Origin of the sequence: Desulfosporosinus orientis DSM 765 (assembly GCF_000235605.1) — a bacterium.
Taxonomy (GTDB): Bacteria; Bacillota; Desulfitobacteriia; order Desulfitobacteriales; family Desulfitobacteriaceae; genus Desulfosporosinus; species Desulfosporosinus orientis.
In genome coordinates this window covers 1134554-1151131 of sequence record NC_016584.1, presented here as the reverse complement: position 1 = coordinate 1151131, position 16578 = coordinate 1134554, and the positions used below count along the sequence as shown (strand labels likewise).

At 43.7% G+C, this 16578-nt stretch carries 12 protein-coding genes and 1 pseudogene; 3 read left to right on the top strand and 10 right to left on the bottom strand.

Annotation, left to right across the window (positions count from 1 at the left end; genetic code table 11):
* Positions 1-17 precede the first annotated feature (17 nt).
* Entirely contained in the window at positions 18-668 is a 651-nt protein-coding gene (locus tag DESOR_RS05535; protein ID WP_014183625.1) for a cobalamin B12-binding domain-containing protein, read from the bottom strand.
* A gap of 35 nt (positions 669-703) precedes the next feature.
* A pseudogene (gene mtbB / locus DESOR_RS05525) lies at positions 704-2095 on the bottom strand ([dimethylamine--corrinoid protein] Co-methyltransferase).
* Positions 2096-2576: 481 nt separating this feature from the next.
* Between mtbB and DESOR_RS05520 the strand changes: the two are divergent.
* Complete coding sequence (locus DESOR_RS05520; protein WP_014183624.1) at positions 2577-3998, top strand: aldehyde dehydrogenase family protein; 1422 nt, start codon at positions 2577-2579, stop codon at positions 3996-3998.
* Positions 3999-4046: 48 nt separating this feature from the next.
* A complete protein-coding gene (locus DESOR_RS05515; protein ID WP_014183623.1) occupies positions 4047-5426 on the top strand; it encodes an aminotransferase family protein in 1380 nt (459 codons plus the stop codon).
* Positions 5427-5509: 83 nt separating this feature from the next.
* Here DESOR_RS05515 and DESOR_RS05510 read toward each other — a convergent pair whose 3' ends face one another.
* The 5 genes from DESOR_RS05510 to aroF are packed head-to-tail and all read right to left on the bottom strand — an operon-like array spanning position 5510 to position 9857.
* Positions 5510-5830 (bottom strand): AzlD domain-containing protein, encoded by a 321-nt coding sequence (locus DESOR_RS05510; protein WP_014183622.1) that lies wholly within the window; start codon positions 5828-5830, stop codon positions 5510-5512.
* Positions 5831-5861: 31 nt separating this feature from the next.
* Complete coding sequence (locus DESOR_RS05505) at positions 5862-6611, bottom strand: AzlC family ABC transporter permease (RefSeq protein ID WP_014183621.1); 750 nt, start codon at positions 6609-6611, stop codon at positions 5862-5864.
* A gap of 1 nt (position 6612) precedes the next feature.
* Complete coding sequence (aroA, locus tag DESOR_RS05500; protein ID WP_014183620.1) at positions 6613-7899, bottom strand: 3-phosphoshikimate 1-carboxyvinyltransferase; 1287 nt, start codon at positions 7897-7899, stop codon at positions 6613-6615.
* Between the two features lie 13 nt (positions 7900-7912).
* Positions 7913-8806, bottom strand: coding sequence for a prephenate dehydrogenase (locus tag DESOR_RS05495; RefSeq protein ID WP_042331955.1), 894 nt, complete (start codon positions 8804-8806; stop codon positions 7913-7915).
* Positions 8807-8819: 13 nt separating this feature from the next.
* Positions 8820-9857: a 3-deoxy-7-phosphoheptulonate synthase gene (gene aroF, locus DESOR_RS05490; protein ID WP_014183618.1), complete on the bottom strand. Its 1038-nt coding sequence runs from the start codon at positions 9855-9857 to the stop codon at positions 8820-8822.
* A 689-nt stretch (positions 9858-10546) separates the two neighbouring features.
* Between aroF and DESOR_RS28660 the strand changes: the two genes are divergently transcribed.
* Entirely contained in the window at positions 10547-10762 is a 216-nt protein-coding gene (locus DESOR_RS28660; protein WP_148265230.1) for a hypothetical protein, read from the top strand.
* Between the two features lie 331 nt (positions 10763-11093).
* Here DESOR_RS28660 and DESOR_RS05480 read toward each other — a convergent pair whose 3' ends face one another.
* The 3 genes from DESOR_RS05480 to DESOR_RS05470 form a co-directional block, all read right to left on the bottom strand.
* The gene (locus DESOR_RS05480) at positions 11094-12356 is read right to left on the bottom strand and encodes an MFS transporter (RefSeq protein WP_014183617.1); all 1263 of its coding nucleotides are present in this window, start codon (positions 12354-12356) and stop codon (positions 11094-11096) included.
* A 543-nt stretch (positions 12357-12899) separates the two neighbouring features.
* Complete coding sequence (locus DESOR_RS05475) at positions 12900-14645, bottom strand: sigma-54 interaction domain-containing protein (protein ID WP_242832516.1); 1746 nt, start codon at positions 14643-14645, stop codon at positions 12900-12902.
* Between the two features lie 349 nt (positions 14646-14994).
* Positions 14995-16446 (bottom strand): sodium:solute symporter family protein, encoded by a 1452-nt coding sequence (locus tag DESOR_RS05470; RefSeq protein ID WP_014183615.1) that lies wholly within the window; start codon positions 16444-16446, stop codon positions 14995-14997.
* Positions 16447-16578: the final 132 nt, after the last annotated feature.

Sequence of the window (16578 nt, the reverse complement as noted above, 5' to 3'; positions counted from 1 at the left end):
CTCTATACTTTTGGGGACTAAACTTTCTTTAAAAGCATCAGGGCCTTGGTTACAGCTTCCGCAGCATCCTCGGCATAAGCGTCTGCGCCGATCCGGTCCGCCCAGCGCTGGGTTGCCGGAGCTCCTCCTACCATGGTTTTAAACTGATCACGCAGTCCGTTTTTGCGCAGTTCATCTTCCAGCTTCTTTTGGCTCATCAAAGTTGTAGTAAGCAAAGCGCTGGTACCGATAATGTCTGCTTTCACTTCCAGGGCTTTTTCAATGATGGTGGCGGTGGATACATCCCGGCCCAAATCATAGACTTGAATCCCTTGAGTTTTCAGAAGAGATACGACAATTCCTTTACCGATGTCATGCACATCCCCTTCAACCGTCGCAATAACAATGGTCCCCTTTGATTGCTTCGATCCTGTCTGGATGATGGCGGCATCTAAGATCTGGACAGCCGCTTTCATTACTTCGGAGGACAAAATTAATTGCGGAAGAAAAACTTCTCCCCTTCCAAAAAGTTCTCCCATTTGCCGGATCCCGTAACTAAATCCCGAACTAATCACTTCAATAGGATCATATCCTTCGGCAAGGGTACGCTCGGCTATCTTTACAGCTCTATTCTGATCACATTGCAAAATGGTTTCCCGAGCTTCCTGGATAATTTCTTCAATACTCAACAGCTAAACCTCCTCAAATCTTCGTTCACATTCCATCACCTTAAACCGGCAAGTCGCTTAAAGTTCTCTACCGACCTTATTTCTAAGCCAAGAATCTTGGCAATGTTGAATTTAGCTTGAATCCCAATGGACGCCCCATCGCGGGCTTGAACATGACCAATATCCAGGTCTTCTCTGATCTCCTTCATGACGGCCTCGTCACAAAGTTCGAAGGTGGAAATTCCCAATTTACCGGCCACATAGTTCTTAGCTTCATTGATTTTCATGCCTTTAGCCATTTGCATCCGTGCTACCAGATCTCCGGCAGTACGTATGCCGCCCATGCCTGCAGACATTTCATGAGTTATAGCCATACCATAAGGATCACCATGACCAATCTATAAACCGTCTGCCTTACCTATCTCTACTAAGGCTTTATCAGCCCTGGAAACCGTATCAACGGGGGGAGTATTGGAATTTGGGATTGCTCCCACACCCATACCCACATTAACATGGACCGGTATGCCGGCTGCTTCTGTACAGGCCTTGACAAAGGTTACATTCCGAGCGAGATTCCAGGCAAATGTCCTGCTGCTGTTCGTGTTGATAACCGCCCCAAATATGGTAGCACCCGCTTTTTCCGCAACTTTCACCTGTTCATGAGGATAGAGTCCTGCCAAGCGTTTTCCTTCATAAAACAAATCGCCATGCATACCAAGGATAAACTCACCGGCCATCCCGAATTCTACAGCCATTTCCGGATATTTGGCCTTAAGTATTTCCACAGCCTTTAAAGAGGCCAACACATCGGCATCTCCCGAAGCCCCAACCGTATCAAAATTAATCCCGTCGGCTCCTGCTTCATACATACGGCTAGCCACATAGACCATATCTTTAATGGCATGGTCCATTGCTTCTTCTTGGGCGGCCTTAGCTTCAGAAATTTTGGCCAGAGGCAGCAGTTCAGACCAGTTTTCAATGGGGCCATCTGGTTTTGTATAAAGTCCTAAGTTTGGCATTGCCCCATAAAAGACTGGAATTATAGTATTAAGCTGGACGTGTTCCATTGCCGCTGTCTCTTCGTGAATAATTGCCTTGAGTTGTTTATAACTGTAATCTACATGAGCTAACTCCATGGTATCGGAACAAAACGCCCGTTCATGTGCCAGGATTGCTGAGGAGCGATCCATGGGAATACCTGCCCGAATCGGCAGTTTTAGCGTTCCGGCATCAAAGGTAACAACAACTTCACTTCCTCGCTCTACGCTCACAGTTTTGTCCGGCCTCGTGCAAATATCATACAGATGGTCAAGCTCGTCTTCACTCAGCGCAGGAATTTTACCGCGGTCCGCTGCATCCCTGGTCCCCAATTCCAGGTCATGCCTCATTTCTTCTGCACTCACTCGCGTTGGAGAACCGTCACCATACCTGGTAAAAAAATCCTTCATCCATGCTTCCTCCTTGCTGATAATTAGAAAATTTCTGAAATCAACCGGTATAAATTTGACTTTTTTGCTACCCTCCATTCATGTACTGTTCTGGATGTTGCAAAAGCTATGCCAGACAAAAAAATGTCTTAATTGCCTAATTTAGCCATGGTGAACTTCCTTGAAATTTAAGGCAATGAATTTTTTCATTACTTTTTAGTTCATTTAACTTAATTTTCTGAAATTTCTATTAATGCTCTGATTTTTGGACGATGAAAAAACTCATCACTTGATGATGAATTTTTTCATTATGTACGAGTAGTAATGGCTTTATGATTAAATCCCATGAAACTATGAGGAATTTAAAACCAATTCCTTAAGAAGTAATCACCTGTAACAAGGCTCCTGGGACCATCCCTCTCCTGGCACAAACTTTGCATCTATATAAAAGATACAATTATCAGAAATGTCCAAAACACTAAGAGTTAAGGAGGGAATATAATTGCCAGAGAATTATCCTATCTACATTAATGGACAGTGGATTGAAACGAAAGATACGATGCCAGTTGTCGATAAGTATTCCGGGGAAGTATTTGCTACAGTATGTGTGTCATCACCTTCAGAAGTCGATGATGCAGTTACGTCAGCCTTAAGAGCCTCTCACTTAAAAACCCTTTCTCCTTATCAAAGGTACCATATTTTGTCAAAAGCATCCAGGTTGATCCTCGAAAAAGCAGCCGACCTAGCACTGACAATAACACGTGAAGCAGGCAAAGTTTTTCGAGACGCTCAAACTGAGGTGATGCGGGCTGCTCAAGTCTTTCTAATTGCAGCGGAAGAAGCTAAACGCATTAGTGGTGAGGTTATTCCAGTGGAAGCCGCTCCAGGCTCTGAAAATAGATTAGCCTATACAATCAGAGTCCCTGTGGGTGTTGTTTGTGCCATTAGCCCCTTTAATTTTCCCTTTAATCTGGCAACTCATAAAATAGCTCCTGCCTTAGCAGCCGGTAATGCCGTTGTCTTAAAGCCCGCTTCTGCTACCCCAATTTCTGCAATTAACCTCTGCAAGATCCTGGAAGAAGCCGGACTGCCGCCAGGTTATCTCAATTTGGTCGTAGGCGGCGGCAATGATGTGGGAGATCTTTTACTGAAGGATGAGCGCATTAACTTCTACACATTTACCGGCTCTCCCCCAGTGGGAAAGAAGATTATCTCAACCATCGGGCTGCGCAAATCCACTATGGAGTTGGGATCTAATTCAGTAACCATTATTCATAAAGATGCGGACTTGACTAAAGCTGCCTCCTTATGCAGCCGCATGCCTTTTGTCAACGCCGGACAGGTTTGTATCTCTATTCAGCGACTGCTGATTCACCAGGATATCTACCAGGAATTCGCGGATCTACTTGCCCAGGAAACCAAAAAGCTCATTCTGGGCAATCCCCTCGATCCGGAGACTGATATTGGACCAATGATCAGCGGAACAGAAGCAGCCAGGGCCGAAGCCTGGGTATCTGCCGCTATCCAAGAGGGCGCCACCTTATTATGCGGTGGAAAAAGAAAAGGCTCCCTTTTTGAGCCTACGATTTTGACCAATGTTAAAGCAGATATGCAGGTCGTCTGTGAGGAAATCTTTGCTCCCGTTGTCAGCTTGATTCCTTATAAAGATTTTGCTGCAGCCGTAGAAATTACCAATAATTCTCGTTATGGCCTGCAGGCTGGTATTTTCACATCCTCGATTGAAATAGCAGCAGAAGCATCAAGGAAACTGGAAGTAGGCGGGGTTATCATTAATGATACTTCTCTATATCGTGCTGATCAGGCCCCCTATGGCGGCATTAAAGAGAGCGGCATCGGACGGGAAGGCCCAAAATATGCCATACAGGAAATGACAGAGTCTAAACTAGTGGTATATAACTTCTAGATGCTAAGTAAGGAATTGCTGTTAATCAAAAAGAAGAAGGTGGTTAATATGGCGAGCTATACAGACACTCAAATTGAAGCAATGAAAAAAGATGACCTGAGGTATTTTTTGCACCCGACAAGCTCCATAGTGGATATGGAATCCTGGGGCGGACCTAAAATTATTGAAGAAGGCTGTGGAATCCGCTTAAAAAGTATTGAAGGAAAAACCATTATTGATTGCGGCGCAGGTTTATGGTTAAACAATGTTGGTCTGGGCCGGACTGAACTGGCAGAAGCAGCGAAACAACAAATGGAAAAGCTGTCTTATTTTCAAACATTTAATGGCTATTCTCATCCTTTGGTTATTGAGACAGCCAAAAAAGTTGCCGGCATGATCCCTATGGATAACCCCAGGATCTTTTTTACCAGCGGGGGCTCAGAGTCAAATGATACTGCTTATAAACTGGCCCGTATGTATTGGTATTTACAAGGGAAGCCCAATAAGCATCACATTATTGCCCGTACCAAAGCTTATCACGGGGTTTCCTATGGTGCCGTAAGTGCCACCAGTCTGCCTGGTTTTTGGGACGGATTCAGACCTTTAGTTCCGGCCTTCCACCACATTGAGCACCCTCACTGTTACTTCTGTCCCTGGGGTAAGGAGCAGGATCAATGTAATCTGGAATGTGCAGAGGCTCTGGAAGAAAAAATAATTGAGCTGGGCAAGGAAAACGTAGCCGCTTTTACTGCCGAACCTATCATAGGAACCGGAGGCGCAATCGTTCCTCCCGACGGTTATTATCAAAGAATCCACGAAATTTGCGATAAGTATGATGTCTTGTTTATAGCAGATGAGGTAATTACCGGCTTTGGCCGTACCGGCAAGATGTTCGGTATGCTCCATTACGGAGTCCAAGCCGATATCATGATGATGGCCAAAGGAATTACCAGCGGCTATATTCCTATGGGGGCTGTTGGAATTTCCGAACGTGTCTTCACACCTATTAAAAGCCACGGTATTTTTATGCATGGATATACTTACAGTGGTCATCCGGTGGCTTGTGCCGTAGCTCTTAAGAATATTGAGATTGTTGAAAGAGAAAACCTAGCCGAAAACGCCCGTGTTGTTGGCGAACAATTACGTTCCCGCATAAGAGATTTAAGCCTGCCTTGTATAGGGGAAGTAAGGGGTATTGGTCTGATCAATGGGGTACAGCTCGTTCAAGATGATGCTGCAAGGATCAAGTTTGGCCCTGAGATTGGATTTGCCAAGCGTGTATCGGCAATCGCTTGGGAAAACGGTTTAGCCTTGCGGCCGTTAATGGATGACGGTTTACAATTGTCACCAGCATTAGTGATTACTGAAACAGATGTTATAGAATTAGTTGATAAATTAGGAAGATCTATCAAGCAAGCTTATGATGAGTTTTTAGGAAATCAACCGTAGGCCAAAAACGGCAAAAAGCTTTCTGATCATGATGTTCCAGACATGATGATCAGAAAGCTTTTTTGCTTTGCCCTGAAAAATAATTATGCAAGGAATTTGTCCAATCCCCAAAACATAGCCATTCCAAAGACGATTCCCAGAAAAAGATTCGGCACGAACCTGGAAAAGAGAAAAGTCAGGATGCCGGTCCAGAGAAAAGGGTTATGTAGGACAGAAATTGTACCGCCGGAGGTTACAAGTTCCGGAACAACTAAAGCTGCCAGTAAAGCAATGGGCACAAGCTCAATGAAATCCCGGGCAAAGCCCTGAACGTTCTTTCCTTTAAACAAAAGAAAAGGCAGAACCCGTGCACCATAAGTGACAACAGCCATTAAGAATATGGTTTCCGCTAGTTGGACGGACACAGCCAACCACTCCTTCCCTCATAAAGCTATCTCAGATACCCTTTTGATTCTTAAATCCCTGCCAGTTCCCTGCTTTCCGTCCCCGCCACCAGGCACCTATGCCTGCGGCCAAAGCAACACTAATAATCAGATAGATTTTTCCCGGAATGATCAATTTGAAAACAACCGCCATCACTGCAGCCAGGATATAGGTCAGGTAATTCTGTTTTGACAGAGACGAGGCCGTCAAGATAATAAATAAGGCCAAAAGTGCAAATTGAAAACCTGAAAATTCAACCGGCAGCCATTTGCCGATCAGCCCACCCAGCATGGAAAAAGTCACCCAGGTACTAAAAGCTCCTAAGTTAATGCCCAACATAACCCACCGGCGGTTTTCTTCCCTTTCGATATCCTTGATAACCCTGGTATTAAGAACAAAGGTTTCATCGGTTAACCCTTGAGACAGCCCCATTGACCAGGGAAGTGTCCGTTCCGGAAAAAAGTGAACCACGGATAGGCTCATTAACAAATGCCGGATATTGACAATAAGGGTGGTAATGCCGATCATCAAAGGGGTTGCCCCTTGATGAATCATCTCGATGGCAATAAACTGAGAAGCACCTGCGTATACAAAGAAAGACATCAATCCAGCCTCCCAAAAGGTCAGGCCGAATTGAGTCGCTAGAATGCCAAAGGTAATAGCCACAGGGGTATAACCGATGACGATGGTAAAAGATTGACTCAGACCGTATAAAAAGCCTTTGTCATTCTTAGGCTTGGATATTTCTTGTTCTTTAATCACATCAGCCAGCTACTTTCTTGATCACAGTCAAGAAATCAGGATAAGAAACATCGGCGGCAGCCATATTTTCCACACTGACTCCTTCTTGAGAGAGCAGGCCGGCGATAGCCCAAGCCATGGCCAGGCGATGATCTCCTAAACTGCTGGCCTGTCCGCCCAGGAGTGTCCGCTGTCCTTGAATACGCATGCCGTCAGGCAGCTCTTCCGCTTTAACACCCAGGGCCTGCAGGCCCTTAACCACCGTACTGATTCGATCCGTTTCCTTTACTCTTAACTCCGCGGCATCTTTGATCAGGGTTTCTCCTTCAGCCAGACTTGCCGCTACAGCCAGGACGGGGATCTCATCGATTAAACGAGGGATCATGTCTCCCGATATTTCTGTTCCTCTAAGTTGGGCCGGGCGTACACGCAAGGTAGCCCGGGGTTCACCGCAGATTTCCGCTTCATCCAGAATCTCAATATCCGCACCCATAGCCATTAAGGCATCCAGAATTCCCGTCCGGGTGGGGTTAATGCCTACATTAGGCAAGAAGATTTCGCCTTGTCTAACCAAGCTTCCCAACACCAGAAAGAAGGCCGCTGAGGAAATGTCCCCAGGTACAGAAACCCCTTGACCCTGTAAACGTCCGCCCCCCTGAACCTTGACTAAGGTGTTCCGGCTTTGCACATCCACTCCGAAGCCCCTGAGCATGCGTTCCGTATGATCCCGAGAGAGGAGCGGCTCTTCCACGCTGGTTTCCCCTTTCGCTCTTATGCCTGCTAAAATAATAGCCGACTTAATTTGCGCTGAAGCCACTGACGTTTTAAAAGCCTGACCCTCCAGCTGACCGCCCCTCATAGTGATAGGGGCCAGATTATCCCCTTGCCGTCCCATGATCTGAGCACCCATCTGTTTGAGCGGGTCTGTTACCCGGCGCATGGGCCGAGTACGGAGAGATTCATCTCCATTCATGGTAATGGTAAAAGGACTTCCTGCTAATGCTCCCAGCATCAGACGAAAGGTCGTCCCTGAATTACCTGCGTCCAGGACATCAGCCGGTTCCTGCCAGCTTTCCATGCCCTCGCCCCGGATCCAAACCTCCGTATCCTTTCTCTCCCAGGACACTCCCAGCTGTTTTAAGCAGCGCAGAGTACTTAGACAATCCTGTCCCAAGAGAAAATTAGTAACATGAGTTTCTCCGTGGGCCATCCCTCCAAAGAGGGCAGCCCGGTGAGAAATGGACTTATCTCCGGGAACCCTAATCTGACCGCCCAATTTGGCAATCGGTTTAATAAACTCGCCTCCCATAGAAACTGACCCCCTAATTAATCTGTTCACGCGCTGCATGAGCCTTTCGGAAAGCTTCAGCGATCTTCTCTCCGTCTCCCTGTTCAAGGTATTCTCTTAATTCCTTAATTCTTTCTTCCCAAAGATTAAGCCCCCCAAGAATTGCATCTGCATTCCTTACCAGGATTTCTTTCCACATCTCCGGGGAGCTGTCCGCAATACGGGTTATATCCCGAAAACTCCGCCCAGCCACGGTAAAAGGGGATACCTCTTTATGAGAAGCATCCTGTGCTGCTAAAGTTAAAGCTACTGCTAATAAATGAGGTATATGACTGACCATTGCCACTTCTTTATCATGATTGGATGGCTGACGAATGATCACATTAGCCCCAAAACCCTGTACAATGTTTACTAGTTTTTCAACCACATGGGAAGGACAATTGGCAGCTGGAGTTAAAACATACGGATATCCATTAAAAAGGTCAGCGGTAGCCACTCTAAAACCGGATTGCTCAGATCCGGTCATCGGGTGTCCGCCTATAAAATAAAAATTATTTCCAATTTCTTGATTATCTGCAGACTTACTGCAAATCTCCACCTTTATACTTCCCACGTCTGTAACAACGGCTCCCTTAGAAACCCTGCCTTCTAACTGCCGAAGACCTGCCTCTAAAACATGGATAGGAAGTGCTAAAACAACTAAATCCACATCTAAATATTCCGGCATAGATGTCCAACCTGTCTGCAGCCAACCTCGCCTTATTGCTTCATCGATACTGTCTTCCTCCGAATCAATGCCGGAAACATCCCAACCGGCTAAGTGCAAAGCTCCAGCCCAAGACCCGCCTATCAAACCTAACCCGAAGATACAAGCCTTCGGGTTTCGAAGGCCGCACCATCCAGGAGATAATGTCTCCCCATTCTCCATGTTTCTAAAACCATCAGCCGACACTCTGGCTCACACTCCCTAACTCACGGTCCAGGGCAGGGGCCAGCCTTCCCAAATCGGCCATCATCCGCTGAAACTTTTCCGGAGTCAAAGACTGTTTGCCATCGGAAACCGCTTTTTCCGGCTGAGGATGAACTTCGACAATCAAGCCGTCAGCTCCTGCTGCCAGGGCCGCCTTAGCCATGGGATGAACCAGATGCCATTTGCCCGTTCCATGACTGGGGTCAATAATGACCGGCAAGTGAGATAAGGTATGCAAAGCGGGAACCATACTTAAATCCAGGGTATTGCGGGTGTAACTTTCAAAGGTGCGAATGCCCCGCTCACAAAACATGACTTGGTAATTGCCGCCATCCATAATATATTCCGCTGCCATCATCCATTCTTCCAAGGTAGCGGATGGTCCTCGTTTTAGAAGAACGGGCTTGCCGCATTTAGCAACTTCTTTAAGGAGAATGAAGTTCTGCATATTCCGGGCACCGATCTGCAGCACATCGGCATAATCAGCAACCAGCCCAACATCCCGGGCATCGATTACCTCTGTCACCACTAAAAGACCGGTTTTCTCCCGAGCCTCCGCCATATAGCGCAGTCCCTCTTCCTCCAGCCCCTGGAAGGAGTAGGGAGAAGTCCGGGGTTTAAAGGCCCCGCCCCGCAGAAAAGTTGCGCCGCTTTCCCGGACAACTGCCGCTGTTTCCAAGATCTGCTCTCTGCTTTCAACGGCACAAGGACCGGCCATGATATGGACGGTTTTGCCGCCGATTTCCTGGCCTCCCACCCGAATAATAGTGTCCTCCGGGTGAAACTCCCGGCTAACTAATTTGTAGGGAGCCAGGATGGGTACCACCTTTTCCACCCAAGGCAGGGCTTCCAAGTCCAGGGACTTAATGCGCTGGCGATCCCCGATGGCGCCCATAAGCGTCTTCTCCACACCTTGGGAGAGATGGATTTTTAAGCCTTCATCCGTTAACCTTTTTGCTACCTCTTCAACCTGTTCTACCGTCGCACCAGTTTTCATGACAATAATCATTTTGTTTTCCCCTTTCCAACCATCCTACCGTCTAATTTATTTAGGGAGACCTTAAAAAGACACTTTTTTACTTGTCTATCCCGGTCTCTTGCCTACCCGCTTAATTCCTGCCTTGGAATCAACAAAAAGGCACCCTGAATAGAGGGTGCCTCGATTTCCAATCGCTCCCATCCTACTATTCTTACTAATACATCTGCTACGAGTATCCATCCTACTTAAGCTTTGCCAAACAAAGCTTTTTTAAACAAAAACAATTAAATTAGACCTATATTACCATACAAAGAGCTGTCTCTACAACCCTAAATTTTCAGTTGGCAAATGGCAAGAGATATCTCTAACAAAATCGAGTCCTCTTCTGCCAACAAAACCTTTGCTTTTCGCAGTCAAGACAACCCATTTCAGCCTCAATTTGCTAAAGACTCTCAAGAGGGCCTTCCTGGCCAAACTAAAACCGGATAAAAACAGTACGCTGGCTTAGTACATGAACAACGCTTCGAAAAGTACTGCTCTAAACGACTCAAATTCTGTAACTTTTCCCGATATCCTGAAAAGCACAGATTTACAATATCAACCTTTTTCCGACGGGCTTAAGGAGAACATTATTTTAAAAGATGCTAAAACGACGGCCTCTTTCTCCTTCAAATTAATACTGACCGGGTTAACCCCCATTCCTCAAGAGGATGGCTCTTTTGGCCTTAAAGATACCAAGGGCAGAGACACCAAATATGTTCCCTCGTTCTTATATGTATGACCATAACCAGCAGACCAGTCAGGCGGTTACCATAGATGTTACACCAACCAAGAATCCTAACGTCTATACAGTAACCCTAACCCCTGATGCAGCTTGGATCTCTGATCCCGAAAGAGCTTTTCTAATCGTAATCGATCCCTCTAACGACTGTTAACTGATGGACGGATATCGGCTCAACGGAGCTTGACACCTATGTTAACTCCGCCGCCCCATCGACACAATATTACACCAGCAATGATCTAACGTTGGTTGGGATAATGGCGAAGCCTCCCGCACCTGTGTTCGGATAATTGAAGTTGTAGCCAAAAAAGAGGTCATATGTGGTCATAAAACGAATTCACGGATTCATGGAAGAAGGACTGCCGCCAAAAAGACAAGTATTTTAGCAGCAGTTTATTTCCGGTAAAAACCAAGTATTGTTAAATCAAAAAAGTATCTTGTCATGATAATTTTGGCAACCTTTAGATTAATTAATCTTATCATGTTTATGCTGATATCTTCTTTCTAGCGTTCCCAGCATCCTCCGTTAAAAATGCCTTATTCTTCAATATAATAATACCCAATGCAGCTGCAAAACCCGCAACACACACGCCAATCAGTAAGGCAAACTGATAATTATATCCGGCATTTCCGTAAGTATCCATCCAATAGCCAAATAGTGGTCCTAAAACAATATCCGCAAGATATCCGATAATGGAAGCTGTCCCAATGGCTAAACCAGTATAATGACGAGGAACATTAGCTTCTGTAACAATAGACCACATGACACCCTTCATTCCAGCTCCCACAACGGCGATCGTCATCATTAAGGCAATAACAATGTTCAAGGATGGTTCACCAGATAAATTAAGGAATATAACTAAGAACACCATGATTATCACATATCCAACAGCTAACATTCGACTAGGAGATTTCATTTTATCAGCAATAATTCCCCCTAGAGGGCCAGCAAATAATTTCACACCATAGGACCTGATGAGCGACAGTGCTCCGGAAAATGTGACCGTAATACCTACAACTGCAGTCAAATAGGGAGTCAGGTAAGTCTGCCCGACAAATAACCCGTATGTTGTCATAATTACGATCGCAATTAACCAAACAATGGGTTGTTTTAAAACATAAAATACGTCCTTGAGACCTACTTTAGGTGCCACTTCTTTGGTTTCAACCATATACTCATCATATAAGCTCCAAGTAAGAATCCCTGCCAAAATACATAATCCAGAATATACGAACACTACCATTTTAAAGCCTTCTATTTGGTCCGTATACCTGCCAAAAACAGCAAGGGCAATAGAGCCAACAATTACACTGGACAACCCAAAGCCGGCTTCAAAGAGTCCATATGTTTTACCTTGGTTTTTCTCATCTCCCAGTAATCTCACACCTTTGATAACAGCCGACCAATATGCAAAACAATTGGTAAAGGCAAAACTAATCCAAACAATCCAGGCTACAGTCATAGTCATTGCCAACCCAAACCAGATTGTAAAAATTCCTTGGGCTACCAAAGAAATGGTTATGATTTTTCTTGCTGAAAAGCGATCTGCAAGCCATCCTCCCGGAACAAATGTAAAAATTCCAACAAAAACATACACAGAGACCAAAGCCCCCAACTCCAAATTGGTACAATTCAAAGCTTTCATCATAGGATCGTAAAACACGTATTTTGCATAGGGAATCATAAAAATAGAGGCATATCCGAAGGAAAGAGCAAAAAGAGCCAACCACTTTTTTAAATTATTCATAATCTAGTCCTCCTTTTGTGCGCACGTTGGCGCTTCATATATATTTCATGGAAATCATCGCTTCTGCGATGCGGTGTAAGACAACCGACTTACCTCATGCGAAAGCCTCTGGGGGAAAACAGTATGTCGGCAAAGTCAGGATTAGACAGCAAGTGCTGTCGAGTAGCAGACTTGTACATCATCACTTGTCCGCATTATCCTAGATAAGCATTATATACTGGTATTGATTAATTCCCCTACAATTAACATCTAAAACCCCTTCCCTGTTGGTATTTTCCGGTTTGGTATCATTTCCCAAGTAGCCTCCTTAAGAGCCAAGGAAACTCACCTCCATTATTTGAGATGAACAACTGGGTACTCATAATTAGTGCAAGAAGCTTGCCAACCTTTTTTCTCCTACATATACTGCTCTATTCCATGGTTTTTCCAAAAGCTATAAATACACGTAATGAATTTTTTATTCATTATTTGCAATTTTCAGATATAAGTCTATATACCAGGGCTTTTCCTCCTAAGTATTCTTTTACTTATCTAAGTAAAAATTTACTCAGCCATGTTTTTCAGCATTTTAGCCACTGTGGATTGGCAAACATCTAAAGCTTCCGCGGCCTTATAAGTGGATTTATATATATCATATGCTCTTTTTATTAATTGCTTTTCCAGTTCTTTTTTTGCCACCTTCCAGGGCATCAGACCGGTCGAAAAAATCTTACCTCCGCTTTCCTGTTTGATATCTATTAAAACATTTATTTCGGCTGCTGCAATCAGATCGGTATTGCTAATGACAACGGCTCTTTCCATGACATGTTCAAATTCCCTGACATTGCCCGGCCAATTATATTTGGCTAATAAGTCCAGAGCATCCGGGGCCATTTTCTTATTTAGTATATATTTATCGTTGAATTTCCCCAAAAAATATTCAGCAAATGTCAAAATATCTTCTGCTCTCTCCCTCAGAGGGGCAATTCGCAAGGGAAAAACATTTAATCGATAATAAAGATCCTCCCGAAACTTTCCCTGTTGAACCATTTCTTTCAAATCCCGATTCGTTGCTGCGATAATCCGGGTATCAATGTTGATCCTTTTGGTACCACCAACCCTAGTGATCTCCCGATCCTGAAGGAATTCCAGTAACTTTACCTGCAGGAGCAAAGGCATTTCCCCAATTTCATCCAAGAAGAGGGTCCCTTGATCAGCCATCTCGATTTTACCAATCTTTCCGGCTTTATTGGCACCAGTAAAAGCGCCGCTTTCGTATCCGAATAATTCGGATTCAATTAGGTTCTCAGGAATCAAGCCACAATTAATTTTTACCAAAGGATGCTTAGTTCGTGAGCTGAGGCTGTGCACCAATTTAGCAACCACTTCCTTGCCAACCCCAGATTCTCCTTGAATCAAAACCGTTAAATCCGTGGGAGCGATTTTTATCACGGTTTCTTTAATCTCTTCCATTCCTTTGCTGAAGCAAGCATAATTGTTCCTGCCAAACACTGCCTCCCGCATTAAATCCAGCTGTTGCTCTTTAACGACCAACTCTTGATTTTGCTTTTCAATTCTTTTCAACAGCTCATTCATGTCTGCTACATTATTAGAAGTGGATAGAACCCGGCTTACTTCTCCTGCTTCATTAAAAATAGGGATAGCCGAGCTCAAGACCGTCTTTCCCGTATTCATCTTTTGCAGAATATTTATTTTTTTGCGATTCTTAATCACTTCCATAGTAATACTTTTCGAGATCAAATTTTCTTTTTCCAGATCTGTGACGTGTTTGCCAATAACCTCTTCTTTCATAATGCCGCAGACCTTTTCTGCCGCCGGGTTGAGAAAAAGAATATACCCCTCTCCATCCGTGATAAAAACATCTACATCCAAGGAATCAATAATATTATCAAATTCATAATAGTCTAATCCTATTTGTTTATTGCGCGAACGTTTAAATTGTAGTAATTTGTTTATCATCGGCACATTATCAATCACACCCAAAGGCTGATGGTCATCATCAAAAACCACAGCCAAATCATGTTCCATATTTAATAAAACCCCAATGTCTTCCTTGGCAGAAAGCTCAATAAATTCTTTTGAACCTGAAATATTATCTAAAGTATTTTTTTCTCCCAATGGCATTCCCCAGTACAAATCCGGAATATGGAACACCCTGCTAACTGTCTTACCCGTCATAACCAGGACATAACTAAGGGGTTTATAATATATTTCTTCTAACAACGCACCTATGGTTTGGGAACCAAGACAAGTGGCAAAATTTCTTTTTGTTAATTCTCCAATTTTCATTTCCAAAACAACCCCTCCCATACGTCCTGTTTCTAAAAGAAAAGAGCAGAGAAAACTTTGTATTCATACCTATCTGATAAATCTCTTTGCCATTATTGGCATAGGTATAATCCAATTGCAGCTTCGCTGCATAGTTCTTAGCTTATGCCACACTTTCTCTTACTGCAAGTTCATTGCTCTTTGATTCGATAACCGCAAGTTTTGTTAGAACATGAGCTTACATTGGTAAGACCGAACGGGATGATGGGATATTTTACCATAAAGACATCTACAGAATGTCGGATCATGGAAGAAACGAGAGGTTCCATGACCCTTCGCGGAACGGTAAGTGGTAGAGAACCATATTTTTTTATTTCCTATAAGTCTTATCATTATATATTTCCATTTTTTGAATTCCAATTTCAGTAGAATTGTATAAATGGGATAAGCTAACAAAAACAAGAATAGATACAGCTAAACCAGGCCAAACCGGGTCTAAGCTAAATATTGAACCCCAACTAAAGCTCCCTCCAACATACCAAATTAACACTGTAATTAGGGATAATGTCATACTCCAGAAAGCTGCATTTGCATTTGCTTTTTTCCAATAAAAGATTGCAATTGTTGGAATGAAAAGTCCCGCTGAGTTAATTGTAAATGCCACATAAAGAATATTAATTATATTCATCATTTTCCACGCCATAAAAGCGCTCAAAATTCCGATGGCTAACGAGCTTATCATTCCTAGTCTTAACATGTGTTTATCCGATGCAGCAGGGTTAATATAACGCTGATAAATATCTCTTGTAAAATTAGCTGAAGCGGTCAAAAGACAAATATCTGCAGTTGACATGATTGCAGCTAATATTCCCACTATTATTAATCCTTTAAGACCGATAGGAAATAATTGAATCACTAAAGTAGCAATGGCAACTCCGCCGCCGCCTGTTAAATCCGGGTACAAAACCTTGGCACTCATTCCCAAGAATGTTGCAGAAAAAGCAATTATCACTACGCCTAAAGCAGCTAACAAAGTTCCATTTCTCGCCGATTTAACATCTTTCGCAGAAAACATTCTAGTATAACTATCCATAGCTGTAAAAAAACTAAAGACCATAGAAACCATTAAACCTAAAATAGTTCTCCATCCCCAGGCACCAATATCAAAATATGATGTAGGCAATTGGTTTTGCAGACCGGAAATTCCTCCGACAGCACCCCAAGCAATCGGTACCCCTAAAACAGCTATCCCTAAAAGCAACAAAGAAAATTGTATCCAATCGGTATAGGTGACTGCAATAAAGCCTCCTGTTGCCGTATACATAATTACCACAAAAGCAGCAATCACAAAGGATGTTCCTAAACTCCACCCCATTAATGTATGGATAATAGTACCTGCGGCAGCAAGTTGGCCTGCTGTATAGGCTATATACGCAAGTAATGTTGTTATTGTCGCAATGAGCCTAGCCCGGTTATCATAACGGTCTTCAATAAGGTCTGGATACGTAAGGTGAAGACGATAATCACCCATCTTTTTAAGTAGTGAAGCAAACGTTAGAGCAAAAATAACACATCCAATTGCGGTTGTTAAGACCATCCAAACGGAAGATACCCCAATTTCATATGCTTTTCCTGCACCTCCAACTATAGCTGCTCCTCCAATCCAGGAACACAACCATAAGGACATTATAGAAAGAGCACTTGCTTTTCGTCCCCCAACATAGTAATCCTCCATGTTCTTTTGCTTTCTATTTGCAAAAATCCCTATTGCAATCATTGCTCCAAAGTACAAAAAAATAATAACGATATCAAATTTAGCCATCCGGCTTCCCCCTAATTAAATAATTCATTAGACTTAGCTAACTCTATCAGAGACTCAAAAACTCTTAAGTCCAATAAACGCCTTCCCCTCATTTAATGAGTATGATTCATTGCCCCAGTGATATTTCCGGGG